The organism is Paenibacillus sp. FSL K6-1566 (assembly GCF_038050475.1).
GTDB lineage: Bacteria > Bacillota > Bacilli > Paenibacillales > Paenibacillaceae > Paenibacillus_AQ > Paenibacillus_AQ lactis.
In genome coordinates, this window is sequence record NZ_JBBOSR010000001.1 from 3,600,531 (window position 1) to 3,626,555 (window position 26,025).

Genomic DNA, 26,025 nt, shown 5'->3' on the forward strand with positions numbered 1-26,025 from the left:
ACGGGAATGAAAAAAGGGATTACCGCTTTAGCCATCGTTTTGATCGTTCTGGTCGGATTTGTCTTATTCATCCAAAACGTGAATTTGAACCGCATCGGCGCGCAGCAATACTACGTGCAGATTACTCAAGACGGAAAGAAATTGGAAGATAAGTCTGACAGTGGACAGAAGTATGTATCGTACGAATACACACTGCAAGGCTTTAATTCTGACGGAAAGGAAAAAAGCCTCACCTTTACGGCAGGCAAGGAGCTGCGCAAGGACGCTTATTTGCGGATTTATGTGAAGGGGGATGGAGTCAGTTCCTACCAGGAAGTAAAGGCCAGTGAACTGCCAGAACAAGCGAAGCAGAAGCTGGGCGGTGCCGGGCAATAATTTCTTCATCCGGGGAAATAGGATGCAGTCTACTAAACATAATAATGAGGAGGGAAACACTTATGGTTCGAACAAATTTCAAATCTGTATCCCAAAAAGCTCTGACTTGCTCACTGGTTGCCGCGCTTGCGGCTTGTCCCTCGATCCAAGTCACCCAAGCCTGGGCCGCGCCGGCGGCTTCACCCGCCCGGTCAGTCCTGGCAGATCAGGCTCAGCATGCTCAGGTCCAATACAGGATCGACGCCCGGCTTGACGAGAACAACATGCACATAAAAGGGAGCGAAACCGTTACCTACAGGAACACATCCAAAGATGCGCTGCGGGAAATCGTATTCCATACGTTTGCCGATGCCAACCGATCCCAAGCGACCCAAACTTCGATGTTTAAACGAAACAACGAGGAGATCCAGAAAGAAAATCCGCAGAAGAAGCCGGAAGATTTTCTTGGCGGCATCGATATCCGGAGCGCGGCTGCTGACGGACAATCATTAGTTTTTTCTAACAGCAATCAAGCTCTGACCGTTGAATTGAAGCAGGAGCTAAAGCCTGGGGAAGCGGTGACGGTTGAAATCGGTTTTGAGGTGAAAATTCCATTCGGCATGCAGCGCCTGTCCTATTACAAAGACATCATCAACGGCGCACATTGGTTCCCGGTCATGTCGGTCTACGACGAGAACCAGCATGCGTGGGACAAAAAGCCGTACAGCAAGACCTTCGAAACCGATTATTACGATTCAGCGGATTTCGAAGTTCATATTAACGTGCCGGAAGCCTATCAAGTGCTGATGCCGGGGACGATCACCACGCAGGCGGACCCGAAAGAGCCCGGCCGGAAAGTCGTTACCGCCGTTGCCAATAACACCCGGGAGCATGTCTTTTTTGCCAGTCCGAATTATAAGGTTGAGCGCGTAACGCGTGACGGCCTGACCATTGAATATTATTACTTCGACAATTTGCCGGAGAAGAAAAAACTCGTCGATGAATACATCGACACCGCTTTTAAAGCTATTCAATTTTTTAGTGAAAAATACGGGAAATATCCTTACCCTGAGTTCAGGATCGCGGAGTCGTACGTAGAGGGTGTGGCGGTCGAGTTTGCCCGGGTTATCCAAATGGGGCAAATCCGGCCCAATAGCGATCCGGCGCATGATACCACATTCGTGCACGAGATCGCCCATCAATGGTTCCATTCCTTGATCGGCAACGATTCGGAGAAAGAGTCGTTTTTGGACGAAGGGTTTGCCGATTTTTCGATGGTGTATTTTGCAGAAAAACAGGGCGATAAGCTGAACGGGTTCAATTCGATCCAAGTCGATGATGTGTCTTTTATAGACAAGCCGATCGCCTCAAACAATACGGAAGCGGGGGGCGAGGCCAACCCGGTCTTTTATAAAAAAGGACGCCAGGCCATCTACCAGCTGTACCGCAAGGTGGGCGAGGACAATTTCGATGCGTTCATGCAGGAATATTTCAAGCGGTACCATTACAAAAACGCGACGATCCAAGGGCTTTTGCAGACGATTCAGGATACGCTCGGAAATGAAGCACGAAAGGAAATGGACGAGGCGCTGCATGATCCGCAGTTTGCCCTAAAGCCCGAATACCGATTGTCTGAGGCGGAAGAGGCTTCGTATTGGCGTGAACAGTTTAAAGCCGCGTACCATTCTTCTCTGGCCCAAATTGCGAATCTTCCGGCGGAAACGATGAGCCGCATCGTGGATAAGGCGCTGCAAGGCGAACCGTTGGCAATCGTGGTGAGTGATCAGGCTGGCAGCAAAGCGAAAAAGCAGCAGCAGACGATCTTGGCACAGCTTGAAGGGACCCTTGGAATCATGGGCATTCCATACGAGGTCGTTTCCGATCGGCAAACACTTAAGATAAAGCTGAAAAAGGAGCTGGGAACCAGCAATATCATTGCCATCGGCAGCGCGAAAACGAACGGACTCATCCAGGCGCTTAAGCCCGGAATCATCCAGAAATCGAAGGCCATCGGCTTCGACTGGAAAAGCAGGATGAACCAAAAGGCAGCTTCGGGCGCATACGTCATTAAGCATCCTTACAATCATAACCGTCTACTGCTGCATTTTTTCTGGAACGGTGACGCCTTGAGCGACAACGCGGTCGAACCATTTGCGGAGAAGATGCTGCAATCGCTAGGTTTTAGCGGCAACTTTTATCAGTATTACGTTTTGAACAAAACAGGCCAGGTCGCAACAGATAAAAAGATCGCTAACCCGATGGCGAAATTTTTCGGCGAAGAATAATAGCAGAGTCTCTGGCCAATATTGCCCATTACGATATATGGTTATAGTATTGGAAGGGCGGGGAAAATGATTGATGAAGACTTGGCAGGTTTTAGCTGCCGGTCTTTTTCCCTGCTTCCAGAAAGGAGATCGAACCGATTGCCGCTAAGTCAAACAATCCTCATCGTCGACGATGAGGAGGATATCGTCAAGCTTCTGCAAACCGTACTCCATAAGGAAGGCTTCGAGCATGTGTATGCCGCCTCTTCCGCCGAAGAAGGATGGATTCGGTTTCAGGACAAGCAGCCCGACCTCGTCATTTTAGATATCATGCTCCCGGATGGCGAAGGGTATGATGTATGCAAAAAAATCCGGAGCGTTTCGAACGTGCCGATATTCTTCTTGTCGGCCAAGAACGAGGAAATCGATAAAATCCTCGGATTTGCCATCGGCGGCGATGATTACATCACCAAACCGTTCAGTCCGAAGGAAGTCGCTTACCGGATCAAAGCCCGCTTCAGAAGAACGGAGACTGCGCAGGATGAGATAAAGAAAGAACATACGCTGAAGGCCGGCCCGTTCGAGCTTGACGAACATACATTGGAACTGAAGAAAAACGGCGAAATTATTGAGCTCAAACCGAAAGAGCTTGGCCTGATTAGCTATTTGCTGAAGCACCCGAACCGGATTATAAGCAAGGAAAGCCTGTACGATCAGGTGTGGGGGGAGGATTCCTTCGGTTATGACAACACGGTCATGGTCCATATTCGGCGGCTGAGGGAAAAGATCGAGGAGGATCCCTCAAGCCCGCAATTTTTGGTGACTGTAAAGGGGCTCGGATATAAGCTGGCCGTGGAGGAAACCGTGCGATGAAATGGCGGCTGACCGGGAGATATTTGGCATCCGTCGTTCTCATTGTCGTTATCGTCATTTTCATTAACCTTTTCGTGATCATCGGGCTTTATGTATATCAGAGTGAATCGCCAAAGTATCCGCTTCGTCACGGAGACCATTCAGCCGAGGCCATCACCCGCTCGTTCGGGCAAGAGATCGTCCTTTCCGAATCGGGAATGGACATCACCGGACAGGGAAAGGAGACGCTTGAGCGCAATCAGGCCTGGATTCAAGTCCTGGACGAAAACGGTAATCAAGTCTATGGCTTTCGAGTGCCGCGGGAAGCCAAAACCAAATATACGCCGATGGATATCGTTCAGACTTACAAGTACATGGAAAAAGAACTGATGTCGACCGTATTTATCGGGGAGAAGCAGGGGAACGGGGAGCGCTACAGCTATTTGATCGGCTTTCAGGACCCTTATCTGGAGCGGAATATCTTCACCTATGATATTCGGAAGGTCGGACGTTTTCTTCAAATCGGAATCGTGACCGTGATTTGCGTCGACGGTTTCATTGCACTCTGCATCGCTTATCTGTTCAGCAAGAGGTTAACCCGGCCGCTTTCCGCGCTCATCGACGGGATTAAACAGCTGGCACATAAAAACTACCAGTTACATCACGAAACGAAGGGCATCTATAAGGACGTGTTTTACAACGTCAACATGCTGACCGAGGAGCTGCGTGCAAGCGAATTGGAACGGAAAAGGCTGGACCGGATGAAAGAGGAGTGGATCGCGAACATTTCGCATGATATCAAAACCCCGCTTGCTTCGATTCAGGGGTACGCCGAAATGATGCGGGACAGGGATTATGAGTTTACGGTCGAGGAAATGCGGGATTACGCGGAAATTATTGAACGGAAGTCGCACTATTTGAAAGACGTGATCGAGGACCTGAACCTGTCCACCCGTCTGAGAAACAAGGGATTGACGCTGAATCTGAAAAAAGTTAACATCGTCAGTCTCGTCCGAAGCGCTGTCATCGATACGTTGAACGATGCCCGTTACGGTAACCGGAATATCGATTTCCAGTACAGCGAGGAAGTAATCCTCCTGGAGGCTGACGACATCCTGATTCGCCGGGCGGTCACCAATTTGATCTACAACGCGGTGGTTCATAACGATGAGGATGTTTCCATTCTAGTTACCGTCGAAAAGAAGGACGATAACGTTCGAATTGTTGTCGAGGATCATGGCAAGGGGATCCGGGAAGAAGAGCTGGAACGGATCTTTGACCGGTATTACCGCGGGACCCATACGGGAGAGCTTCATAAAGGATCCGGCCTCGGGTTGGCGATCGCCAACGATATCGTGAAGGCGCATGGTGGCGAAATCCATGTGGACAGCGAGCTACTTCGCGGAACGCGAATCGAGATCTTGCTTCAAGCTTAAGAAGCGAAAATCCTTTGGCGTAGAGAAATACCTGTTAGACGATGGGGCAATAGAAAAAAACAAGCCCAGATCAAACCCAAGTTAAGCAAATCGATGGTCGTCAAAGATCGTTGATTAACCAGGAAGCCGCAGTTATCAGAAATGATAGCTGCGGCTTCTATACTATTTACGGTATTGGTACAAGTGTAGAAATTTAATGATGTTAATTCATAAAATCATAAAGACGGCAGTACTGGAGAACCGATTAATGATCAGCCGCGGTTGTTTCCGAGTTGTCTATTGTTTCAATCAAGCGATATAGAAAATAGAGAGCGCGCATCTGAAGTTTGATCGTTTTGTTCAAGTGAACTTGGATACGATCAGAAACCTTCATCGAATCCTCGATGTTCTCTAGATCTAAACGTGCAACGGATTGCTTCAAGTTCACGGTTTCCTCGGAATAAACAGCGCTCTGCAGCACCTGAATCAATCGAATTTTAAAGAGATGCGCTTCGTGATAAAACCGGTAATCGTTATCAGGGTCTCGCTCCGTAGTGAACAGGCCGCATTGCTCCCAGTAACGGATTGCCGATTTCGAAGCCCCCGTCCGTCTGGAAACCTCGTGGATGCTGAAATGATGATTAATGTCGTGAGCTCGACTACCTTCAGAATACGATTTCAGCTCCCTTATTAGTTGATCTAAATTTGCTTTTTCCCGATGAAGCATGACCTCTCGATCCCTGACGATCCACAACGCGTCATCCAGCTCATTTCGCCTAAGACAATGCATGACCTGGCTGGTTACTTCCATCCCAAATGCGGCTGTCATGGCTTGAATACATGCCAGAAAAGCTTCATGCCGTTCTGTATACATACGATATCCGTTGGAAGATCGATCTGCAGGAGGCATCAGCCCCTTTGCTTCATAGTTTCGCAGCGTGTTGCTGCTTAGCCCGTATTTTTCTGCAAGCTTTTTGGGGCGAAAGCCCATGTGATCCCCACCTTTGGCAAAAATGCGCAAACATTAAAACCTTTGCAATGTTATTCTGGATATTTTGTTCATTTCCTTCATGTAATTTCCTTGAACCTTCCAGTTGGCTTACATGTTGTATGATGAAGTTAATTCAATTCAAGGAGGAGTTTATATGACCGTAAAACCAGTACTGCGTTCTGATATGACCATTGAGGAAATTTGCGTGGCAGGTAATCAGTACATCGAATCCGAATGGAAAACATTATACGATGCGATGTTGGATGAGTTAACGACCGCTTTTCGCGAAATCGAGGATGCTGCCTATGGACGGTATTTGGACCAGCTGATGCCCGCACTATTTGACAGCCTTGAAGACGCGGGGTTCATTGCAGCGGAGCCCCTCAAGGAACATGATTTCGTAATCGGGAAATGTCTGATATTTCGTAATTCGCTTGAAAAATGGGGGACCGAAGATAAACGATCTAGAATATTCTGGAACGTTATACGCCGTAAGGATGGTCAACAGCCCATTGGAACTCTGTTAACCGAAATCCCTCATTCTCATCTGAAGTTCGATATTCCAAGGGCACCTGTGCTCTATTCGCTGCGCGAACATGAGAGAGAACAAATCGCAAAAGGGATTCGACGGATTATGGAATAAGAATAAATCGCTTTTTGGGGAGGTAATTTGTGTGAAGGTCATGATACATGAATATATAGTCAAAACGCAGGATTCCGGGCCATACGGAATAACGAGGGGAAAAGATGGAGCCATGTGGTTTACGGAACAACGGGGCAATCGGATTGGACGAATTAATGACGCAGGCGAGATCACTTCGTTCCCCCTGCCGACAGAGAGTGCCGGAGTGATGTCGATTATATCGGATCGGACCGGGGACTTGTGGTTTACCGAGTATCAAGCCAATAAGATTGGTAGAATGTCGCTCGATGGCTATTTTACAGAATATGAACTTCCTGTCGTGAATTCAGCCCCTTTCGGCATAACCGAAGATCGTGAGGGTGCCATCTGGTTTACAGAAATGAATAGCGGCAGAATCGGAAGGTTAACTGCGTCGGGGGAGATGACCGAGTTTGAGTTGCCTAACTCAGACACATTCCCTTCATTTATTGTTCCCGGCTCAGACGGGGCATTATGGTTTACGCAGAATCAAGGGAATTCAATCGGTAGAATAACTACTGAAGGTGATGTAACCGAATTTCCGATTCCAACACCAAATTCCGGACCTGTAGGCATTACGAGCGGTCCTGACGGGGCATTATGGTTTGTGCAAATCATGAGCAATAAAATCGGAAGAATGACAACATCTGGCGAGGTTACGGAATATATGATTCCGACATCGAATGCCAAGCCCCATGCTATCATATCCGGGGAAAATGGGGATCTTTGGTTCACGGAATGGGGTGGAAACCAAACCGGTCGAATTACGGTTCAAGGAAAGATTACAGAGTATCCAATCCCGACTAATCACGCCGAGCCCCACGGTATAGCGATTGGCACAAAGGGTGACATTTGGTTCGCTGAAGAGTGCAACCAGATTGGACGTCTCATCATCTCTCCTTAACAGCATGAGACGATCATCTCATGCTGCCCCTCGCGGGCGGCCAGCAGAGAAGCTGACAGAGCCTCGAGAGATGCTGACAGAGCCTCGAGAGATGCTGTCACCTGAATCCCAAACCCAATTTGGGCAACAAATCGCAAAACGTTCGTAGGAAACCACGATGGGGAAATTTTTAATCGAGATGTAATCGCTTCGCAGGTCGCATAATATGCGGCTTTTTTCTTTGGAGTAAAATACTTTCTTGCCCTAGCTCAATGTGGGTCTCTTTTACTTAATTGCATTTTTATTTTGTCACATTTTCCGCCTCCTTCCAGTCTTGTTTAATGACAGCGTGTGGCTGCAAATCCTGTCTAACTCAATTATCTAGAGGAGGTAGTAAGATGAAAATCATCGAATTGGAACTGAGAACCGCCCGGTTAGCCGAAATGAAGGAATTCTACACAGAAAGACTTGGATTCGCTTTAGCAGATATAACGAAGCATTCAATCACGATCGTTGTCGGGGAAACGCGGTTGACTTTCATTCAAGAGGAGGAGGAAGGGGTGCTGCCGTCCTACCATCTGGCAATGAATATCCCCGAGAACCAAATCCGCGAAGCGAAAAGCTGGCTTCAAGCCAAAGGCTGTGAGGTGCTTTCCGCTGCGCCCCTTCCGTTCGCAGGAATCCAGGCAAACGAAGACATTGCATATTTTGAAGGAACGGATGCACATGCCTTCTATTTCGAGGATCCTTCGGGGAATCTGCTGGAGTTCATCGCTCGGCATCGGATGGACAATGCCTCGACTGAACCGTTCGGTCACGAATCCATTCTGAATGTCAGCGAGATCGGATTTCCCCTTCACGGAAGCATATCGGATGCCATCCAGCGCCTTGATTCTCGGTTCGACGTCACGCGTTATATCGGGGACGGAAAGATGTTTCAAATGCTCGGTGACGAGCATGGTATGTTCATCTTGGGGGATTTGGCCATCGGGTGGTATCCTTCGATGAAGATTCCGGAGGTTCACCCAATTCGAATGACGATTCTCGATCCTAACGAAGGGGAGTTTCAATTGGAGCCGTATCCCTACTTCATTCGTGTTGTAAACAATACATTGTGGCCATCCTGAGCGGGATGGCCTATACCTATAAGTAGTTTCTGTCACGACTGATAACTGCCATTGCCGAGTATTTAAACTCGTAAGTCCGCCTATGAAGCTAAGGCTGCTCTTCGCTGCAGGGCAAACCTTGCCTGAGAGGCGTCAAACGACTCAAGAGTTGGGAGCAGCGACCTATGGGATCATCGCCTTTGGTTCGGTAAAATACATAAGAAGTGCCAATTATTACATACCTTATCATTTCGTTATGGACCTTGCGTTTGTAGTAAGAACTAAATTTAAATAGATGAGGAAGTCACCCATGAGAAAATTGCTTGTGTGCACTGTAGCGATCATGCTAAGTTTAGCTGCGTTTCACACCGTTATCTACGCATCTGAAGTCCGAGTATCCGTGGATGGCCGTGAAGTACAATTCCCAGATGAGCACCCATACGTCGATCCAAAAACGAACCTTACGATGGTTCCCCTTGCTTTTGTCTCCGACAAGCTCGGAGCTACTGCGAAATGGAACGGAGAATTAAAACAAATCACGATCTCACTTAAACGTGACAACATAATGTTGGTGATTGGCGATCATCATGCACAGGTGAATGGAAAAAGAGTGGATTTTAAAGGGGCTGCGGTCCTTAAAAACGGTCGCACGATGGTCCCGCTTCGCTTCATTAGCGAGGCCTTGCATGCAATTGTGGATTGGCAGCCCTCAAGCAATCGGGTAAGCATCATGACTTCAGTGGCCCGAGTTCCGAAAGGCACGTGGATATGGGACAGTTCCATCCTGAGACAGGATCAAGACAAAATTATTATCTTCGCAAGAACAAAAGGGTTAACGTCTATTTATCTTCAGATCGACAGAGATATTGAACCGGCAGTATATGAGAGCTTTATTCGAAAAGCGAAGAGCGCAGGAATTCAAGTGGAGGCACTTGAGGGTCGTCCCGAATGGGCCTATACATCTAAGCAGGAGGATATTCAAAAATTTATAACGTGGGTGAAAGCCTATAACTCATCGGTTGGCCCGGAAGCAAGGTTTTCGGGATTGCATCTTGATATTGAACCGTATGCGCTAAGTGAATGGTCAAATGACAATAAGATCATCCTTGAAAGCTGGATGGACAATATGAGACTGATCGAGAAAGAAACCAAAGGGAGCGGCTTGAACATCGCAGTCGACGTTCCGTTTTGGCTGAATACGATAAATGTACCGGGGACGGATTACAGTATGAGCGCATGGTTGCTGGAGAAGTTCGATTCCCTGGTCATCATGAATTATCGAAATCATGCATTAGGCAGCAATGGAATTGTGGACAATGCGCAGGCCATACTGAGAGAAGCCTCAACGCTAAAGAAGAAGGTTGTGGTAGCTGTAGAGACGCTCGAAAGCACAGAAGGGCCGCGGGTTTCATTCCATTCTATGAGCAGTGAAGTGATGGAAAGAGAGTTACAGTCCGCCCATAATCAATTGGCGCACTATGCAAGCTATGCAGGCTTCGCCATTCACGATTTTAAAAGCTGGAAGGACATGCAGTAAGAGGCTATTTATGAAATGATAAACACCTCTTGGATGCCTGACTCCGGGCTTTGAAGACAACAAGCAGACGAGATTTAGTCCCATTGAAAGTCGCTGATTTAGCGACTTTTTTTGCTTTTAGGGGTTCGCCAGCAATTTAACGAAATATACCCTAAGCCTTGAAATCATGTCAGATTTTAAAAAATCCTATCCTGCTCAAGCCGATGCCACGGTAAAACTCAAGAACTAGCCTCCTTTGTAGCTTTTACAGCGCTTTGCTGTTTGCAGCACCAATCATGCTGGAACAAAACATTGAAACATACCATACCGTATGGTATGGTTTTGTTGAGGGAATTTTTGGATGGAGGGTAATTTTGAATGGTCACAGAAAAAAAACGACAGTGGTTAGAGGAAGGATTTCTGATTTTATCCGAAGAAGGGGCTGCCTCCCTGACCATTGAAACGCTCATAGGACGTTTAAAGGTAACAAAGGGGGCATTCTACCATCATTTCAAGAGTTGGCAGGACTATAAAGAAAGTCTGCTTTCTCTATATGAAACAGAACGAACACTGAATACCATTGAGTTCGCGGAACAACAACTTTCACCCCTTGATAAGTTCGAATATGTCATGGAGAAATCGATACGCCGAAATCAAAACCTGGAGGTGGCTGTGCGTGCTTGGGCGTTAATGGAACCCTTTGTGCATTCTTACCAGCAACGAATTGATCAAAGGCGAATCGATTACCTTGAGGAGATGATGTTCCTTCTCTACAGAGATCGTGAACGTGCTCGTACTATGGCGCTAATATTTTACAGTCTCCATGTAGGAAGTCAACAGCTCCTGCCCCCTGTTAAGGAGCAAGATCTAGTGAAACTTTACAGGGAAGTACAGAAAGCTTTCAATATTCAGGTATCTATAAAAGATGTGTAGGTACTACGAGGTGTAGTAGGAATTATCAATGACGGGCTTTTCGCTTACGCGAATCGACTTTCAATTGTTACCAATGAGGGGGTGCTGAGTAATGGAACGTAATGTTGATTCATCTTTCGCTATTGGTTGGAAAAAGTATGCACGCTTTACAAAAACGTCAGAATGGGCGGCTTATGTTGGCTGCTTCTGGGCTCTCCTGTATGCGGTTTTCGTCCGATTCTATCAGGCCGCAGGAGGAACCATTGGCCTTTCAGCTCCAATTATTGATCCCACTGGAGGCATTTATAAAGCAAGTTACGTAGTTGGTGTAATTATTATGCTGTGCGGGTTTATTCTGTTGGGACTCGTAAAACCATGGGGGAGGGTTGTCCCTTCATGGATTCCATGGATCGGTGGAGTGAGTGTTTACCGAGGATTATTGTTATTCCCAACGCTGATTTGCTCTGTCTTTTTAATCGCCCATGGAGCTGCAGGAATCATTACAAGAGTCCTCTTTTTGACAGGCCTCATAAGTTTGAAAATGCCGCCGGCATTTAGCGGAGACGTGGATATGCGTGTCGATGCGCTGTGGGATCTGTTTGTATACCAACCATGGTTTTTCATCATGGGGATATTGTCAAGCTTATCAGCAGCCTATTATGTGCAAACAAGAGGCGTTTCACTCTCTGCTTTGCGACGGGGCACACTGATTTTCTCGTGGATCACCATTATCGTTACTGCGATTTTTGTTGCGGCCATCGTTTTTGACTTTGTTGATAAACTAAGCTTTTTTTAAGAAGAGTCATGAGGGAGTTCAGATGCAATGATAAACCATGTATAGAGGCAGCTGATCAAACGATCAGCTGCCTCTTGCAGCGTCTTAGCTGCTTGCAAATGCTTTCGGAAGTATGGAACGATGCCTTAAGCAGACAAGGAGGGAAAGGGCGATTTCGTTGACATATCATAGCAATGGGCTTTACCTCTTCCTACTTCTCAACACGCCAATCTACCTTTTTCAAGATCAATGCGATGGAAATCAGCGAGAACAGCAAGAGTACAAGCGTATTCCAGGCGACAGACCCGGACCAGCCCGAAATCAGCACCTCCCGCATGGCCTCAGCGGCGTAAGTGGTTGGGAAGATATAAGAAAGCCACTGCAGGATCGAAGGCAATTGATCCATATCCACCATGACTGGCGTCAGAAATGAAATGAACATCATCAACGCCTGAACCAGCATATTCGTCAATTGATGGCTAGGCGACCAGAAGCCGATCAGAACACCGGCGCCAACCACGCTAAAGACAGTGAGCAGCAAAACAGGGAGTAGTCCCCAGCTGTAGTGGAATTGTATGCCGTAAGCAAGTTGGCCAATCATCGCCAGGATGATAAAAGACGGTACGCTCATGATCAAGCCGCGCAGCAGATTGGCGAAGATGAAGTTTACCTTGGCAATCGGCAGTGACGAATAATACGTGAAGTGGCCTTGATGCTTCTGCCAAGATATCTCCTGAGCCATGGAATTGAGTCCCATGACGATTAAGCCGAATAGCATATTCCCCGTAATGATGCGGGTCATGACAGCCGGGGTTGGGTCGAGCGTAAAGAATTTGAGAAACAGCAGCGTCGTTAATGGAAACATGCATGCCATAAGGAAGATCCAAACCCACGCCTCGCGGATGATCGTGAACTGAATGCGTGCCAGGATCAGCCATTCCATGATGCGGCGGCGAACGGAGCCCTGATGCTCTTGCCCTTGGAGAAAGACCGCTTCTTGCAGTTGAAAGTCTCGGCTTTGCATGGATGGTTGAATTTTTTCCATGTTTAGACCACCTCCGCTTCGGCAGGCTTATCCTGTTCGTCATCGATATGAAAATAGACGTCTTCAAGATTCGGCGGAACCAACGAGTATTCTTCAATCGGTAATTGCTTCTCAGTCAGGGCGTCAATCGCGCGGCTGGCGTCTTGCTTCTCAATCAGTGTCCGGATTCGGTTTTCTCCCATTTTGGTCCAGTGACCCAGTGCACTTAAGCTTTGGCAAACATAATCGCTTTCGCCTAAGGAGGTCGTGATTTCCAGCTTCATCCGCTGATCGACCCTTTGTTTCAACACACTGACATGATCGATGGCGAGCAGCTTGCCATGATTTACAACAGCTACTCTGTCCACGACCTGCTCGGCCTCGAGCACGTTGTGTGTTACCAAGATGACGGTGACACCTTGGCAATTACGTTCTTGTATCAGATCCCATACGAGCCTTCTCTTTTTCGGGTCCAGTTCATTGGTCGGCTCATCCAGAATCATGACGGGGGAAAACCCGATCAAGCAAGTTCCAATCCCGATTAACCGCTTCTGTCCGCCGGAAACGTTTTTCAGCAGCTTATGTCGGAGATCCTGCATACCAAAGCGTTCCAACAATTCCTCTGTTTGCTCTACGGCGGACTCCTTCGTCAGCCCCCGCAATCTTCCCGTAAAATACAAAGCTTCCCAGGTTTTTAAACTGGTCAGGGCGTGAGGCTCTTGCGAATAGTATGCCACCTCCTGGGCAACTCGTTTGGTTTGGGTCTGTACGCTGGTTCCTTTGTAACGAACCGTACCTGAGGTGGGAGCCAGGTGACCTACCATCTGCTTGATTAGCGTGGATTTGCCTGCGCCATTCGGACCGAGCAAGCCGAGAATCTCTCCTTGTTGAACGTCGAAGCTTATGTCTTGATTGGCGACAACCTTTCCTTTTTTGTACGTTTTATTCACATGCTCCAATTGATAAATCAGCTTCAAGATTCTTGCCCCTTTCTGTTCGTATGGTTTTGCTGCTGCGTGTCTGAACCTCATGAGAGTTTGAATTCGTTGGTTGCTTAATCGTTTGATGAGATGATTCTAATAGCGTGCTTAACGGTAAATCAGCAGACGTTACTCTAAAGATATCGTAATGTGTTTCCATGGAGTGACGGGCGGTAGAATGGTTTTCGTCTCCGTCGGAGGACGGAGAAAGCTGCTATGCTCCTTAGTCCAATGCTTTGATTGGCAGGAAATTTATAGCTGTTAGAGAGACATCATCTTCTTCCGTGTAACCCCCAATAACTTCTTGCGCGAAATTACGGTAATATCCAACACAATTTCACCCCACACTTCAAATGAATTTTTATTTTAGAAATTTTGCGTCCATTTGCTATTTCCGCCGTCTTCCTACCGTAGTACAACATTATGGAGGAGTTGGTTGAAATGGATAAAAAGAACATTTTGCGGATTGGCGATGATAATGCAGGTGCCTGGCATCCGCTTGGGCCTGTAGCCAAAGAACTTGAAAAGATACTGGATGGAGAATCTCGGCTAATCGTAACTAATGATTATGAAAATTTATCGATACTCGATACTCATCAATATGACGCGTGCATTTCCTATGCGGATAGGAAATCGTTGACTGGTGGGATTCAATGAAACTATAATGGTTTTATTGAAAGGGGATGCCGAACATGGCCATCGTTAGCCGTTATACAATTGCGCTTCATATTTTGACTTGGCTGGCCTACTGGGCGGAGAAGGACGAATTTTTCCCTTCCGACCGGATCGCGAACAGCGTGGGAACGAGCCCGGTTTTTCTGAGGCGGATTCTCGGACAGCTCGCGAAGGCGGGCCTGGTACTCGTGCAGCATGGCGGGACAGGGGCAGGCTGGAAGCTAGCTCGCCGTCCGGAAGATATCAGCCTGCTGGACGTGTATGAGGCTGTTGTGCAGACACCTCTGTTCGAGATGCACCACAGCCAGCCGAACCCCAGCTGTATTATCGGCCACGGCATTCAGCCTGCCCTGCAGCGGGTTTATGAGGACAGTGAGGAAGCGTTGAAGCTCCGGCTGGCACAGGAGTCAATCGGCGATCTGGTCGCTTCAGCGCTTGAGCACGGGAAACTGTGATGCCGCTACAACGGCAAACATCTGAGAAGAGTCGCTCGCTGGTGGGCTGTCAGAAATGATGGACCGATCAGACACAACTGCTGGCTTGGATTCCGGCCGGTCCGAGAACCCCGGCAAGGAATCCGGCTTGCCGTTTGATTAAGACCGATCCGCGTCTTTTTCTACGCTAATCAATGTAACTATTTCAGTTGCAATGAGAAGGAGGAGGAAGATTTCAAGTTCAGTTTAGAACGGAAGCGGCGCATCTAGGCATTCAATGTAACTGGTTCAGTTGTGTTGATGGCATGAATGGTTCAGGCTGTCGCCGCAAACCAAGCGTGTTTATATTGCACATTGTAACTTATTCAGTTCCATTGAAGAGTCGATTTTAGATTAAGGAGAAGGATTTCATGGACAAACGAATTTTTTGGTTAGCGCTCGGATCCTTCGCGATCGGCACGGAAGGGTTCATGATCGGCGGTCTGCTGCCGACACTGGCGGCGGCGCTGCACGTGTCGACGGCGCTTGCCGGACAGCTGGTGACGGCGTTCTCGCTCGTTTATGCCGTGTCGTCGCCGCTGCTGACGACACTAACAGGGAGGATGGAGCGCCGGACACTGTTGTTCGGCTCGCTGCTGCTGCTCGCTGTCGGAAACGTGGTGTGCGGGTTCGCTTCCTCGTACGGCTGGATGCTAACAGGTCGGATCGTCGCTGCGCTGGGAGCGGGCCTTTTCTCGCCGGGTGCAGTCGCCGCCGCCTCTACGCTGGCCGCTCCTGAAAAGCGAGGGCGTGCGGTGTCGATCGTCGTAGCTGGGCAGACCGTCTCCCTGATCCTGGGCGTCCCATTCGGGACGTGGGTCGCCCTGACGTTCGACTGGCGCATGACGTTCTGGATCGTCGGCGGGGTAACGCTGCTCGCTGCACTAGCTATCCAGCTGCAGTTCCCTCGGGTGGCACCGGCTGGGGCGGTCGGCATGTGTGAGAGACTGTCGTATTTGAAGCAGCCGGAGCTGCTATCCGCCTTGCTGACAACGCTCGCTTGGGCTACCGGAATTTTTTCGCTCTTTACGTACGTTTCCGAACTTTTCGCCGGCTACGGTGCTGGTGGCCGGATGATCAGCGTCGTGCTGTGCCTGACCGGTATCGCCAGCTTCATCGGGGTGCGGACGGGGGGCATCGCCGCGGACCGGATCGGCCCGAATCGGACGGTCCCGCTGGCGCTGATCATGCTCACGGCCTCGCTATTCCTTCTGTCTGCGTTGAACGGCTTTGCCGGCCGTCCCGGCATTCTCGTACTGGCGGTGAGTGCAATGGCACTGTACGGGTTCAGCGGCTACATGTTCAATCCTGCGCAGCAGCATCGGCTGATCGGGCTGTCAGGACCTTCGTCAGGCATCGTCCTGTCACTGCAGTCTTCCGTCCTTTACGTGGGAAGCGCTTTGGGTGCGTCGGCTGGTGGAGCCGTCGTGCGTTTCGCCACCGCCGGGGAAATCGGCTATTTCGCTGGCGCTATGACGGCGATGTCACTCGTCTTGTTCGCAGTGAGCCTGCGCCTGGAGCGGCGTGAGGCACATTCAGGTCACTCGCCCGCCGCAGACGATTCGGGCGCTTCTGGATAAGCTACGCAACAAACATGATGAACAAATCTTACGGCGGGCGCAAACTTATAAAACTGTAGTCGCTGGTTTGCTTTGGAACGTAATTTGATACGATCAGGAGCAGAATAGTTCCGTAAGCTGGCCCCTGAATAGAACCGTTGTCGATATTTTTTTCTCCCAAGGACTTGATTTTTGATAAATAAAGATTTATGGTTGACCCATCAATCATTGAGGAGTCAATGAATTGAAGGAGGTATTTATCATCTCTACATGTCATACAGAGGACCTGCTGTACTTGTTAATGCATTTAAACAAGCATATTGCAACCCGGTTTGAACGATGTGCAGGAGTAAGTCCCAATCGGCTCGAACTCCTGTGCAAACTGACGGGCGGCCAGATTAGCCAATCGGATCTGCAGAAGGCAGTGTCTATTGATCCGGCTGCGGTGACCCGTCATGTTCAGCAGCTGGAAGCGGAAGGAATACTTCTGCGAACAAGATGTGAGAGCGATAATCGGATTACGCTGGTTCAGCTAACCGAAGAAGGTAAGAGAAAGGTAGCGATGTTTAAAGCGGAGAAAGACCGATTTATGGAGGAGCTGCAGGCAGATCTTACGGAATCGGAACGACTTGGCATGATTCAAGCTCTACAGAAGCTGAACTGCAAGATTCAACAAATGAAAGAAATAAGCAAGACTAACTCATAATAGAGATAAAAGGAGAGAATATCATGACTGTAACTACCCTAAACAATGATTATAAAGAAATTATTACTTCCCGTCGCTCCGTGCGTGTGTACGATCCAGCGGTCAAAATCAGCCGCGAGGAAATGACTGAAATTTTGGAAGAAGCGACTTTGGCGCCGTCATCCGTCAATCTTCAGCCTTGGAGATTTCTGGTTGTCGATAGCCCGGAAGGTAAAGCTACGCTTGAAGAGCTTGCGCCAGGCAACAAAACGCAAGTTACAACTTCCTCTGCCGTCATTGCCGTTTTCGGGGATATGAACGCATTTGACAATGCCGACGAAATTATGGGGACCGCTGTGGAAAAAGGGTATATGCCGCAAGAGATCAAAGATCAAATGATGGCAAACTATACGGATCTTTTTGCACGTATACCAGCACAAGCTTTCCGCGAAATGATTCTTATTGATTGCGGCTTGGTATCCATGCAGCTGATGCTTTCTGCTCGTGCCCATGGATATGATACAAACCCGATTGGCGGCTATGACAAATCCAGAATTGCGGAAGCATTTGGTATGGAGAAGGAACGTTATGTACCGGTTATGCTGATTTCTGTAGGTAAAGCCGCTAAAGAGGCACGTCGAACAACTCGTCTTCCAATTGACCGCGTTGCGGAGTGGAAGTAAGGTTATGGACATGATTATTATTCATGCAAAAATGAAAGTAAACCGTGAACTGGAAGCAGAATTTCTGGAGTCCGTACAAGATCTTATAAAGTCATCCCGCGCGGAAGCAGGGAATGTGTCCTATAAGCTCTTGAAGGATACAGAAGAGGATGACACCTACGTGATGGTTGAACAGTGGAAAGATCAAGAAGCAGTGGGGGCTCACAATGCAAGCAGCCACTTTCAGGCGTTCGTTGCCCAAGCACCGAAATATCTGGCAGCTCCGTTAGATGTTCAAGCTTTTTCTGGTCAGCCTATCCGTAAATAAATTCAAGATCAAAAGTCAAAAAAAAAGGTCAGCCCTTGAGGGTTGACCTTTTTTTGCATCCCGTTATGCGCGAAAGAATCAGCTCGATATTATGCGTATCAAAATCTTGGATTGCAATTCGAAAAGGATCCAGGATTATTCGCAATCGACTCTAATTACGAATAGTTGATGTTAACGTAATGCATAGAACATTTGAAACACTGACATTATGCTGTCAATGTTTCAAGCCTATAGTTGAAGTAAGTTTCCTAAAGCGTGGATGCATCTAAGCAAGTCTTCATAGACGGAGGATATTTCGATTAGATCGCGAACTATGGTTAGGAGTAATAAAGTCTTTATTTCAGGAGGCGGCGACATGTTGAAACTATTCGAATATAACTGGCAGGTTCGCAAAGATTGGTTTTACTGGTGCGATACGGTGAGCGAGGAAGAGCTACTGGCAAGACGGACCGGAGGCATAGGCAGCATTCTCTACACACTGTATCACATCGTGACCGTCGAATATGCTTGGTTGTGCGGGGATTTGCAAGGGAAGGAGCTTGACATCCCTTCGTTCGAGGAGTGTGCCAGCGTGCAAGGATTACGGGATTATTCGGATCGGACCCATGCAGAAATTGCACCTTTCATCTATGCTTGGAATGATAGCCTGGAAGACCGTATTATGGTTGACACAAACCAGGACGGGGAGCAGGAATACTTTACATTCGGTGAGGTGATGCGGCACGTGATCGCGCACGAAATTCACCATATCGGTCAGTTGTCTATATGGTCACGGGAAATCGGAAAGAAGCCGGTTACGGCAAACCTGATTCGAAGAGGGCTATTCGATAAATCACGTTGAAGAAGGCTATTCGATAAATCACGTTGATGTATTGGATATACACGAGGAATATATCTCTTGCAACAACGAAATGTAAATTCAAGAGATGATGAGCAGCCGTTACCCGGTGGAAACCCGAGAAACGGCTGTTGTTATATGCTTCTGGTAGAAGGGCACTCATACCAACGAAAAAATGCCCGGGAATAAGATTGCCATCGACACCAACCGCCGACCGTAATGTCTGGCGGGTGAAAAAGTTGTGATGAACGAAACCTCTCTCCAAAGGGTTCGCGTCCGGTTCGTCATCCTTGGTGGCGGAACCGCTGCTCGTTTTTTTTGTCAAGCCGAATCGACTGAATCAACTGAGTCAATTCCATGCTTCCCTTCATTGCCATAAGCACAGACATGATCTTTACCCATAAAATGACGTCCGGCTGATAGATGGTGGCAATATGCCATACTGGCATGATTTTCGTCGTGCTCAATATCAGGATGATTAGAGGGCCTGCGAATTCCAGAGCAATTTTCGATACAACTTTAATCGATATTGCAGTATCAGGATCAGGCTTCTTGAAGCCAAAACAGCGCTTCGCAGTACGAGCGGTCGAGTATATTCCCCAAGCGCTTAGCACGAATATGAGTCCATTTATAAGCAAATATTTCACCGAAATGCTAAGAAATGTTCCTTCAAACGGATGCCCATTCAGTATGCTAATGACACCGGAAGCAATATCGGTAGTCGTAATGACATGCGTTTTGAGAAAAGTGGAATCGATCGCGCCCAGTACGTTGGAGAAAACGATAACGCCCAGCTCTTGCTCAGGAACAATATAGGTTTGGGCTTGGAAGCCTATTGAACCACCCGGCTGACCAATAACCGGCATCCCGTTCATGCGGCCCGACATCCAACCCATGGCATACGTTCCCGGCACAGGTTCGGTCTGCATCAGTCGCACACCTTCCGGAGAGAGCACAGAATCATCTTCAAAGCTGCCGCCGTTTATTTGTGCGATCAAGTAATGGCTCATGTCTTTTGCACTGGAATAAAGATACCCCGCCGGAGCATCCCCTGGAATAAAAATATAAGGGCCATCGTAAGCAATATTGTGCCCAAATATGCGCCGGTATGGCGTAGCTAACCCGTGCTCGGCTGCTTCATCGTGCGTAACGAAGCTGTTCTGCATAGAAAGTGGACTAAAAATATGTTCCTTTACATAGTCGCCATACGATTGGCCGGACACTTGTTGCACAATATAGCCAAGCAGTACGTAATTAGCGTTTGAATACCTATAGGAATGTTCGGTTTGCGTGGTATTCTGTAAAAACTTTTCCGCATAAGATAAGGCGTTTTTCTCCAGAGCATCTTGATCTTGGTCATTGATGCTTGACAGCGTATTGCTAAAAGTCGAGATTTGGGAGAACCCGCTTGTTTGGTTTAGTAACTGACGTACAGTAATAAACTGTGCACCTTTGAATTTGGCAGGGATGTAGCGCTGTATAGGTGCATCTATGTCAAGTTTTCCTTCTTCCGCAAGCTGCAGAACGGCCATAGCTGTAATTGACTTTCCGATCGAGCCTATTCCAAAAGGCGTTTCGGGTGTTACAGGACGGCCCGAAGAATCAGCTTGACCATATCCTTTCAGGTAAAGAATGCGATCCCCCTGTACAATCCCGAGAGCCAGACCCGGCAGGTTTTGCCTTTCCATCTCACGAGCAATATACGCATCCACTTCGGAGAAGTCAGAATCTCCATTGCCCTCTGCTTTCGAGCTTCCATCGCCCAGCGTGGAAATAAACAGGCTGAGGATCAATAAACTTCCTACAATGATGGCCACTTTCCTAATATTCATTTTCATACCACCCGAACCCCATTATTTTTAACTGCACATTGATTCAAAATTCGAGTATATTCTTGATGTCAAAATCGAAGGGCAGCAAAGTTCACGCTAGATTAACTTCATAAGATTGACCGCTTGCCAAAATAGATTGCATTCGGTTTTGCTACCGTTTATGAATCGGTACTTTCATTTATGCACGGAAGCTAGAATGAATATATTTATATTCATTCACCCAATGGTTAAAGGAAAGGCCTATCATGAATCATCTAGGATGATCCGTTAGGCCCTTCAGAATAAATTCCGCTAGGTATTGAATAATTTGAGGGAAGTATTGGATACCGATTTCATCTTTATGCGTATCGATGTAAACCAACGAATCAAAGAAAACGGGGAGTAGCTCTTCATCAATATCCGCTCTGATTTTCCCTGCAGACTTCCAGGCTTTAAATAGCTCTGTGTAAAGACTTCGGAAGGAGTCCAGATTTTTGCTGCCTTCTTGCCTGTAGTACTGCTCCAGTTCCTTATAGAAATCCCGGTTGTACCATTCCTTCAAAATTGGGTTGGTGTTAACGGCCTCGATATTCTTCGTTACCAGTTGGTTTATCAGCTCCAGCGGTTCTTGCTCTAAATCAAGCGATTCGAAAAGTCGTTTCTTGAGGTTCTCATTTTCTTGGATATAGATCTCTAAAAACAACTGCTCTTTAGATGAATAATAATTGTAGAACGTTCCAACGCCAATGCCGGCTAATTTCGCTATTTCCGCGATGCTGGTCTTCTTGAATCCTTTTGAACTGAATATCTCCTTCCCGCATTTAAAGATGTCTTCTTTCTTGCTCATGACTCATTACTCCGTTCGGAATGAATATTTTTAAATTCGTTCATATTGAAGCACAATGCATAAGTTCTGTCAACAGCACACACCTAGTCAGAAAAGCGGTCCGTCGAATCCGTTCAACCGTGCAATGACGCCGATTTGACCGATATGGTACGACTCATGATCGAAAATATGATGGAAGATCCATCGGAGCGTCGGCGGTGAAGGCGGTTCCCAACCGTCTGAAAAATGAGGGAGCTGTATGGCTGGCTCGTCTTCATCGTATTCCATGGCGCTAAGTTTGAGGTCAGTATGGTTACGTATGTCGATATATGCCTGGAGAATCTGCTGTGGGTGATCCAGAACGCCTTTGAGCCGCCGCTCTTCTTTAAGAGCAATCACGTTAATCCATTCGTCTTCGCTGCGAGCGATGTGCTCAACGATCCAAGCGATGGAATTCGGGTGGTCCGGATGCCTTGCATACCACTGTGCTTCAGTTAATTGATTTAAATAAGGAATCAATATCTTTCTTGCGTCGTTCCGATAAGGAAAAAAGGTAGCGAGTTTCATAAAAGCCTCCAATAAAAATAGAGTAGGTAGAGGTTGGCAAAGGTTTATCATGTGTCAGTGTAACTTATTTATGGAGAAGGGAGCAACGGATAACGATGTTTGCATCCAAATTTATTGAACGATAAGAATCGCCGCATCAGTTGCGGCTTTTATGTATTGTATTAAGAATCATCAAATATTGCATGTCATGGGCAGTCCATCAGAAGGCAGCGTCGAATGACTTGATCTATATTTCCACATGATGTATATTGGTTTTACATAGACATATCAGCAGGTCAAAAAAGGAGGAGCCATGTCACCACGTACCAAAGAACAGAATGATGCGATCCGGGAGATACGGATGAACCAAATTATGCAAGCGGCTGCTGAGGTTTATTTGGAGAAGGGGATTCAATTGGAAATCCGCGATGTTGCGGTCAAGGCAGAGCTCGGCTACGGAACCGTGTATCATTACTACAAAAATAAGCAAATGCTTTTGGAAGATTTACTGTGGGATGCCCTGAATCGAACGGAGTCGGCAGTTCAGCCCGCTTTGACGGGGGAGGGCGGCCGTTCGCATGAAGCTGAGTCGTTCTCCAGGCTGCTCCTGCGGAAGTGCATCCAGGATCCTTCCGTATTTATTTTGCTTAAATCGGTTGCGGATAATTTTCATCACTTCCCCGGAAACCGGTTCATCAAGCTGTTTGCCGATTTTCAGGAGCGGATCTATTCGCCTTTTGTGGAAATGATTCGTGAAGGAATCGACTCCAAATCCCCGGAGAAAACAGCAAATCTGATATTTGGCTCTCTTATAGGCTGTGCAGCATTGAACATCCACCACAACATGCAGAGCGAGTTGGATGTGGAAGGGTTTGTCGAGATGATTTTTTCAGCTTTACAGTCAAAGGGGAGATAAATGGAATGATCATCCTGAAATCGAGCTCTGAAATTGAAGAGATGAGAAAAGCGGGCTCCATTGTCGCTGCTTTTCACCAAGCCATTGCAGATATGATCCGTCCGGGTGTCACAACGCTCGATATCGAGTCGTTCGCGGTGCGGTTTTTGAAGGAGAATGGCGCCAGGGCTTATACGATGGGCTACAACGGCTATCCGTTTGCGACATGCGCGTCTGTCAACGACGTCATCGCCCATGGTTTTCCGAACCGGAAGCCGCTCAAGGAAGGCGACATCGTCACAATCGACATCGTCGCGGAGGCGGATGGCTGGATCGGCGATTCAGCTTGGAGTTATGCGGTCGGTGAGGTGTCGGACGAAGCCCGTAAATTGATGCAGGTAACGAAGGAATGCTTATATCTTGGTATCGAAAAAGCGGTGGTCGGAAACCGGATCGGCGATGTCATGCATGCGGTTCAAACCTATGCCGAGCGTAACGGATTCTCGGTGGTGCGCGATCTGCTCGGACATGGCGTGGGAAGGGAGATGCACGAGGAACCTAATTATCCCCACATCGGAAATCCGGGTAAAGGGTTCCGCTTGAAGGAAGGGATGGTATTTACGATCGAGCCGATGCTAAATGCCGGAACACCGTTAATGACGATTGATGCCGACGGATGGACCGCGAGAACCGCTGACGGTTCGCTTTCCGCACAGTACGAGCATACGATCGCCATTACTGCGGATGGCCCGATTATATTGACGGCACAATAGAATTAACTTTTATGATTACAAACCGATTTCAAATCTAGTTTTTTTATTAAACGTGACCATCATTATCTCGCGTTTTTGTATGGGCACCATAAGGGAAACGAGCTAATTTTTTGGGAAGACACTCTATAGGGGATGTATGACGACAAGTACATACAAGCTTATAAGCCGCGTAGAAGCGGCCTTTTTTTGTTTTAACGGTCATGTTATTGTCAAAACCTTGAGGATAAGAACAAACACTTTTAGCCAAAAATGATAAGAACAATATAGAGGTAACCGTGATTGAAACGGATGATCAACATTGAAGTTATCCCTGCCGGAACAAAAGCCGTTGACAAAGCAGCTACTACGTGTTACTTTATAGCGGTAGTAAGTAATACTGCATACCAGTCGTACAGAATAGCAAGGAGTGATTGTGCTGGAAAACCTAACGGAAATGCTCAAAGGTGTGCTTGAGGGCTGTGTCCTTGAAATTATAAGCCGCAAAGAAACCTACGGCTACGAAATCACACGGCAGCTGAACGCCCTCGGCTTCAAGGATGTTGTGGAGGGAACGGTGTACACCATCCTGATCCGGCTTGAAAAAAACAAATTGGTGGAGACCACCAAGAAGCCCTCCGACATGGGACCGCCGCGAAAGTTTTTCTCGATCAACGACGCAGGGCGTGAGGAGCTGCGGAAGTTCTGGGAAAAATGGGAGTTCGTATCATCAAAAATCAACGAATTAAAGGAGGAGAAACGATGAATTTTTGGGAAAGAATCACAGGCAGCGACATGACGAAGGAAATGAAAGCCTTTGAATCGCGAGCCAAAAAGCTGCCGGCTGACTATCAAGCGGCATGGGAACAAATTAATGCCTATCTTTGGCCGCACTCCGATTTCACCGGCCGCAACCTCATGCCCATTCTTGACGGTGTGCTTGGGCTGCTCGAAGAAACGGCGGCTGATGGTCAAAATGTTCAAGAGGTATTGGGTGGCGATATCAAAGGCTTCTGTTCAGCCCTGGCGGGTGAAGAAGGGGCAAAGTCTATTCGCGACAAGTGGCGCGAGCAGCTCAACCATAATATTGCAAAAAAATTAGGCAAATAGGAGGGAGGATGACATGAGAATCCGAGATATCATCGAAGGCAGAAAAGAGTGGCGAGCGCACGTGGCGCGCGTCAAAGCGCTTCCGCAGGATTATCAGATTGTTTATAAAGAGATTCAAAAGTATCTCTTTAAGGTCGGCCCAGTTGAACTAACCGAAGGGACGGGTTTGCTCTCGGGGATTGTCGATCTATTTGAGGAAGGCGCGGCTTCAGGGAAAGGTGTGCTCGAAGTAACGGGCAGTGACGTAGCGGCTTTTTGCGATGATCTAATCCAAGATTCAAAAACGTACGCAGACATTTATCAAGAATCTATTGGCCAAGGAGCTAACAAGACGGCGAAAAAGGATACGGATAAAAAATAAATAGGGGGGATCGGGATGAAAACAGCGATTGAAGTTAAAGGTCTGCGAAAATCTTACAAGGACGCAGAGGTTTTGAAGGGCGTCGATTTTGATGTGAGGCGGGGTGAAATCTTCGCTTTGCTTGGCTCCAACGGCGCGGGCAAGACGACGATTGTCAGAATTCTTACGACGCTGCTCAAACAGGGTGGAGGCACAGCCGTTGTAAACGGATTTGACGTTGCGTCAAATCCCGAGAATGTGCGGCATGCGATCAGTCTGACCGGGCAATTTGCCGCGGTTGACGAGATATTGACCGGGCGGGAGAATCTGATTTTGATCGCCAAGCTGCGACACCTTAAACATCCGCGTCAGGTTGCGGATGACATGCTCAAACGCTTCGGCCTGACAGATGCCGCGGACCGCAAGGCATCTACTTATTCAGGGGGGATGCGCCGCAGGCTCGACATCGCCTTGAGCCTTGTGGGTAATCCGCGGATTATTTTCCTCGACGAGCCAACGACCGGGCTTGATCCTGAAGCACGCATCGAGGTTTGGAAGACCGTAAAGGAACTGGCGGACGGCGGCACGACGATATTTCTGACCACACAGTATCTGGAAGAGGCTGAGCAGCTTGCCGATCGAATTGCCATTTTGCATGAGGGTAGGATTATTACCAATGGCACGCTTGAGGAACTGAAAAAGCTGTTCCCGCCTGCAAAGGTGGAGTATGTGGAAAAACAACCTTCATTGGAGGAGATCTTCCTCGCAATCATCGGTAATAAGGAGGGTAAGTAA

General features: G+C 47.8%; 29 protein-coding genes. 23 read left to right on the forward strand and 6 right to left on the reverse strand.

Features of this window, described 5'->3' with window-relative positions; translation table 11 throughout:
* Window positions 1-6 precede the first annotated feature (6 nt).
* The 4 genes from NST08_RS15790 (at window position 7) to NST08_RS15805 (ending at window position 4,906) form a co-directional block, all read left to right on the forward strand.
* Window positions 7-375, forward strand: a complete 369-nt coding sequence (locus NST08_RS15790; RefSeq protein WP_251534809.1) for a YxeA family protein — start codon at window positions 7-9, stop codon at window positions 373-375.
* Window positions 376-437: 62 nt separating this feature from the next.
* The gene (locus tag NST08_RS15795) at window positions 438-2,639 is read left to right on the forward strand and encodes a M1 family metallopeptidase (RefSeq protein ID WP_341341969.1); all 2,202 of its coding nucleotides are present in this window, start codon (window positions 438-440) and stop codon (window positions 2,637-2,639) included.
* Between the two features lie 138 nt (window positions 2,640-2,777).
* Entirely contained in the window at window positions 2,778-3,491 is a 714-nt protein-coding gene (locus NST08_RS15800; RefSeq protein ID WP_251534813.1) for a response regulator transcription factor, read from the forward strand.
* Window positions 3,488-4,906 (forward strand): sensor histidine kinase, encoded by a 1,419-nt coding sequence (locus NST08_RS15805; protein ID WP_341341970.1) that lies wholly within the window; start codon window positions 3,488-3,490, stop codon window positions 4,904-4,906. The genes NST08_RS15800 and NST08_RS15805 overlap by 4 nt, the downstream gene beginning before the upstream one ends.
* A 244-nt stretch (window positions 4,907-5,150) precedes the next feature.
* On the opposite strand, the gene NST08_RS15810 is transcribed toward NST08_RS15805, so the two are convergent.
* Window positions 5,151-5,906, reverse strand: a complete 756-nt coding sequence (locus tag NST08_RS15810; protein WP_244152642.1) for a MerR family transcriptional regulator — start codon at window positions 5,904-5,906, stop codon at window positions 5,151-5,153.
* 124 nt (window positions 5,907-6,030) lie between these two features.
* Here NST08_RS15810 and NST08_RS15815 point away from each other — a divergent pair, with 124 nt between their 5' ends.
* The 6 genes from NST08_RS15815 (at window position 6,031) to NST08_RS15840 (ending at window position 11,750) form a co-directional block, all read left to right on the forward strand.
* The gene (locus NST08_RS15815; RefSeq protein WP_007128082.1) at window positions 6,031-6,519 is read left to right on the forward strand and encodes a DUF6022 family protein; all 489 of its coding nucleotides are present in this window, start codon (window positions 6,031-6,033) and stop codon (window positions 6,517-6,519) included.
* Window positions 6,520-6,559: 40 nt separating this feature from the next.
* Window positions 6,560-7,441 carry a Vgb family protein gene (locus NST08_RS15820; protein WP_445933647.1) on the forward strand — a complete coding sequence of 294 codons (882 nt, stop codon included), beginning with the start codon at window positions 6,560-6,562 and terminating at the stop codon, window positions 7,439-7,441.
* Between the two features lie 377 nt (window positions 7,442-7,818).
* A complete protein-coding gene (locus tag NST08_RS15825) occupies window positions 7,819-8,547 on the forward strand; it encodes a VOC family protein (protein ID WP_213615641.1) in 729 nt (242 codons plus the stop codon).
* Between the two features lie 289 nt (window positions 8,548-8,836).
* Entirely contained in the window at window positions 8,837-10,063 is a 1,227-nt protein-coding gene (locus NST08_RS15830) for a copper amine oxidase N-terminal domain-containing protein (RefSeq protein WP_341341972.1), read from the forward strand.
* Window positions 10,064-10,420: 357 nt separating this feature from the next.
* Window positions 10,421-10,975 (forward strand): TetR/AcrR family transcriptional regulator, encoded by a 555-nt coding sequence (locus NST08_RS15835; protein ID WP_251534830.1) that lies wholly within the window; start codon window positions 10,421-10,423, stop codon window positions 10,973-10,975.
* 91 nt (window positions 10,976-11,066) lie between these two features.
* Window positions 11,067-11,750, forward strand: a complete 684-nt coding sequence (locus NST08_RS15840; RefSeq protein ID WP_144869872.1) for a DUF3995 domain-containing protein — start codon at window positions 11,067-11,069, stop codon at window positions 11,748-11,750.
* A gap of 190 nt (window positions 11,751-11,940) precedes the next feature.
* Here the strand turns inward: NST08_RS15840 and NST08_RS15845 are convergent, their stop codons facing one another.
* Window positions 11,941-12,774 (reverse strand): ABC transporter permease, encoded by an 834-nt coding sequence (locus tag NST08_RS15845; protein WP_341341973.1) that lies wholly within the window; start codon window positions 12,772-12,774, stop codon window positions 11,941-11,943.
* 2 nt (window positions 12,775-12,776) lie between these two features.
* The gene (locus NST08_RS15850) at window positions 12,777-13,730 is read right to left on the reverse strand and encodes an ABC transporter ATP-binding protein (protein WP_445669837.1); all 954 of its coding nucleotides are present in this window, start codon (window positions 13,728-13,730) and stop codon (window positions 12,777-12,779) included.
* A gap of 444 nt (window positions 13,731-14,174) precedes the next feature.
* Between NST08_RS15850 and NST08_RS15855 the strand changes: the two genes are divergently transcribed.
* The 7 genes from NST08_RS15855 (at window position 14,175) to NST08_RS15885 (ending at window position 18,956) form a co-directional block, all read left to right on the forward strand.
* Window positions 14,175-14,390 carry a hypothetical protein gene (locus NST08_RS15855; RefSeq protein WP_341033339.1) on the forward strand — a complete coding sequence of 72 codons (216 nt, stop codon included), beginning with the start codon at window positions 14,175-14,177 and terminating at the stop codon, window positions 14,388-14,390.
* Window positions 14,391-14,425: 35 nt separating this feature from the next.
* Complete coding sequence (locus tag NST08_RS15860) at window positions 14,426-14,863, forward strand: Rrf2 family transcriptional regulator (protein WP_007128073.1); 438 nt, start codon at window positions 14,426-14,428, stop codon at window positions 14,861-14,863.
* A gap of 389 nt (window positions 14,864-15,252) precedes the next feature.
* The gene (locus NST08_RS15865; RefSeq protein WP_341033340.1) at window positions 15,253-16,461 is read left to right on the forward strand and encodes an MFS transporter; all 1,209 of its coding nucleotides are present in this window, start codon (window positions 15,253-15,255) and stop codon (window positions 16,459-16,461) included.
* A gap of 223 nt (window positions 16,462-16,684) precedes the next feature.
* The gene (locus NST08_RS15870) at window positions 16,685-17,146 is read left to right on the forward strand and encodes a MarR family winged helix-turn-helix transcriptional regulator (protein ID WP_007128071.1); all 462 of its coding nucleotides are present in this window, start codon (window positions 16,685-16,687) and stop codon (window positions 17,144-17,146) included.
* A gap of 23 nt (window positions 17,147-17,169) precedes the next feature.
* Window positions 17,170-17,808 carry a nitroreductase family protein gene (locus NST08_RS15875; RefSeq protein ID WP_251534836.1) on the forward strand — a complete coding sequence of 213 codons (639 nt, stop codon included), beginning with the start codon at window positions 17,170-17,172 and terminating at the stop codon, window positions 17,806-17,808.
* Window positions 17,809-17,818: 10 nt separating this feature from the next.
* Window positions 17,819-18,115 carry a putative quinol monooxygenase gene (locus NST08_RS15880; RefSeq protein WP_007128069.1) on the forward strand — a complete coding sequence of 99 codons (297 nt, stop codon included), beginning with the start codon at window positions 17,819-17,821 and terminating at the stop codon, window positions 18,113-18,115.
* Between the two features lie 355 nt (window positions 18,116-18,470).
* On the forward strand, window positions 18,471-18,956 hold the full coding sequence (locus NST08_RS15885; RefSeq protein ID WP_251534838.1) for a DinB family protein: 486 nt from the start codon (window positions 18,471-18,473) through the stop codon (window positions 18,954-18,956).
* Between the two features lie 281 nt (window positions 18,957-19,237).
* On the opposite strand, the gene NST08_RS15890 is transcribed toward NST08_RS15885, so the two are convergent.
* The 3 genes from NST08_RS15890 to NST08_RS15900 all read right to left on the reverse strand — a co-directional run bounded on the left by NST08_RS15890 (window position 19,238) and on the right by NST08_RS15900 (window position 22,157).
* Window positions 19,238-20,785, reverse strand: coding sequence for a serine hydrolase domain-containing protein (locus NST08_RS15890; RefSeq protein WP_251534840.1), 1,548 nt, complete (start codon window positions 20,783-20,785; stop codon window positions 19,238-19,240).
* Between the two features lie 250 nt (window positions 20,786-21,035).
* On the reverse strand, window positions 21,036-21,611 hold the full coding sequence (locus NST08_RS15895; protein WP_251534842.1) for a TetR/AcrR family transcriptional regulator: 576 nt from the start codon (window positions 21,609-21,611) through the stop codon (window positions 21,036-21,038).
* Window positions 21,612-21,698: 87 nt separating this feature from the next.
* Window positions 21,699-22,157 carry a DinB family protein gene (locus NST08_RS15900; RefSeq protein ID WP_251534843.1) on the reverse strand — a complete coding sequence of 153 codons (459 nt, stop codon included), beginning with the start codon at window positions 22,155-22,157 and terminating at the stop codon, window positions 21,699-21,701.
* A gap of 292 nt (window positions 22,158-22,449) precedes the next feature.
* Here NST08_RS15900 and NST08_RS15905 point away from each other — a divergent pair, with 292 nt between their 5' ends.
* The 6 genes from NST08_RS15905 to NST08_RS15930 all read left to right on the forward strand — a co-directional run bounded on the left by NST08_RS15905 (window position 22,450) and on the right by NST08_RS15930 (window position 26,025).
* Window positions 22,450-23,052: a TetR/AcrR family transcriptional regulator gene (locus NST08_RS15905; protein WP_210094856.1), complete on the forward strand. Its 603-nt coding sequence runs from the start codon at window positions 22,450-22,452 to the stop codon at window positions 23,050-23,052.
* A 5-nt stretch (window positions 23,053-23,057) separates the two neighbouring features.
* Window positions 23,058-23,804, forward strand: a complete 747-nt coding sequence (gene map / locus NST08_RS15910) for a type I methionyl aminopeptidase (protein WP_341341974.1) — start codon at window positions 23,058-23,060, stop codon at window positions 23,802-23,804.
* A 433-nt stretch (window positions 23,805-24,237) separates the two neighbouring features.
* A complete protein-coding gene (locus NST08_RS15915) occupies window positions 24,238-24,546 on the forward strand; it encodes a PadR family transcriptional regulator (protein WP_341342636.1) in 309 nt (102 codons plus the stop codon).
* Window positions 24,543-24,890 carry a DUF1048 domain-containing protein gene (locus NST08_RS15920; protein WP_213615621.1) on the forward strand — a complete coding sequence of 116 codons (348 nt, stop codon included), beginning with the start codon at window positions 24,543-24,545 and terminating at the stop codon, window positions 24,888-24,890. Before NST08_RS15915 ends, NST08_RS15920 begins: the two co-directional genes overlap by 4 nt.
* Before the next feature lie 13 nt (window positions 24,891-24,903).
* On the forward strand, window positions 24,904-25,251 hold the full coding sequence (locus tag NST08_RS15925) for a DUF1048 domain-containing protein (protein WP_341341975.1): 348 nt from the start codon (window positions 24,904-24,906) through the stop codon (window positions 25,249-25,251).
* 15 nt (window positions 25,252-25,266) lie between these two features.
* Window positions 25,267-26,025 (forward strand): ABC transporter ATP-binding protein, encoded by a 759-nt coding sequence (locus NST08_RS15930; RefSeq protein WP_341341976.1) that lies wholly within the window; start codon window positions 25,267-25,269, stop codon window positions 26,023-26,025.

Bases quoted from the DNA above. Each gene is read 5' to 3' on its own strand.
- NST08_RS15790 (WP_251534809.1), top strand. From the start codon at position 7: ATGAAAAAAGGGATTACCGCTTTAGCCATCGTTTTGATCGTTCTGGTC.
- NST08_RS15890 (WP_251534840.1), bottom strand. From the start codon at position 20,785: ATGAATATTAGGAAAGTGGCCATCATTGTAGGAAGTTTATTGATCCTC.
- NST08_RS15885 (WP_251534838.1), top strand. From the start codon at position 18,471: ATGTTGAAACTATTCGAATATAACTGGCAGGTTCGCAAAGATTGGTTT.
- NST08_RS15920 (WP_213615621.1), top strand. From the start codon at position 24,543: ATGAATTTTTGGGAAAGAATCACAGGCAGCGACATGACGAAGGAAATG.
- NST08_RS15925 (WP_341341975.1), top strand. From the start codon at position 24,904: ATGAGAATCCGAGATATCATCGAAGGCAGAAAAGAGTGGCGAGCGCAC.
- NST08_RS15835 (WP_251534830.1), top strand. From the start codon at position 10,421: ATGGTCACAGAAAAAAAACGACAGTGGTTAGAGGAAGGATTTCTGATT.
- NST08_RS15820 (WP_445933647.1), top strand. From the start codon at position 6,560: ATGATACATGAATATATAGTCAAAACGCAGGATTCCGGGCCATACGGA.
- NST08_RS15860 (WP_007128073.1), top strand. From the start codon at position 14,426: ATGGCCATCGTTAGCCGTTATACAATTGCGCTTCATATTTTGACTTGG.
- NST08_RS15830 (WP_341341972.1), top strand. From the start codon at position 8,837: ATGAGAAAATTGCTTGTGTGCACTGTAGCGATCATGCTAAGTTTAGCT.
- NST08_RS15915 (WP_341342636.1), top strand. From the start codon at position 24,238: ATGCTCAAAGGTGTGCTTGAGGGCTGTGTCCTTGAAATTATAAGCCGC.
- NST08_RS15875 (WP_251534836.1), top strand. From the start codon at position 17,170: ATGACTGTAACTACCCTAAACAATGATTATAAAGAAATTATTACTTCC.
- NST08_RS15855 (WP_341033339.1), top strand. From the start codon at position 14,175: ATGGATAAAAAGAACATTTTGCGGATTGGCGATGATAATGCAGGTGCC.
- map (WP_341341974.1), top strand. From the start codon at position 23,058: ATGATCATCCTGAAATCGAGCTCTGAAATTGAAGAGATGAGAAAAGCG.
- NST08_RS15895 (WP_251534842.1), bottom strand. From the start codon at position 21,611: ATGAGCAAGAAAGAAGACATCTTTAAATGCGGGAAGGAGATATTCAGT.
- NST08_RS15840 (WP_144869872.1), top strand. From the start codon at position 11,067: ATGGAACGTAATGTTGATTCATCTTTCGCTATTGGTTGGAAAAAGTAT.
- NST08_RS15805 (WP_341341970.1), top strand. From the start codon at position 3,488: ATGAAATGGCGGCTGACCGGGAGATATTTGGCATCCGTCGTTCTCATT.
- NST08_RS15825 (WP_213615641.1), top strand. From the start codon at position 7,819: ATGAAAATCATCGAATTGGAACTGAGAACCGCCCGGTTAGCCGAAATG.
- NST08_RS15845 (WP_341341973.1), bottom strand. From the start codon at position 12,774: ATGGAAAAAATTCAACCATCCATGCAAAGCCGAGACTTTCAACTGCAA.
- NST08_RS15900 (WP_251534843.1), bottom strand. From the start codon at position 22,157: ATGAAACTCGCTACCTTTTTTCCTTATCGGAACGACGCAAGAAAGATA.
- NST08_RS15905 (WP_210094856.1), top strand. From the start codon at position 22,450: ATGTCACCACGTACCAAAGAACAGAATGATGCGATCCGGGAGATACGG.
- NST08_RS15815 (WP_007128082.1), top strand. From the start codon at position 6,031: ATGACCGTAAAACCAGTACTGCGTTCTGATATGACCATTGAGGAAATT.
- NST08_RS15930 (WP_341341976.1), top strand. From the start codon at position 25,267: ATGAAAACAGCGATTGAAGTTAAAGGTCTGCGAAAATCTTACAAGGAC.
- NST08_RS15795 (WP_341341969.1), top strand. From the start codon at position 438: ATGGTTCGAACAAATTTCAAATCTGTATCCCAAAAAGCTCTGACTTGC.
- NST08_RS15865 (WP_341033340.1), top strand. From the start codon at position 15,253: ATGGACAAACGAATTTTTTGGTTAGCGCTCGGATCCTTCGCGATCGGC.
- NST08_RS15880 (WP_007128069.1), top strand. From the start codon at position 17,819: ATGATTATTATTCATGCAAAAATGAAAGTAAACCGTGAACTGGAAGCA.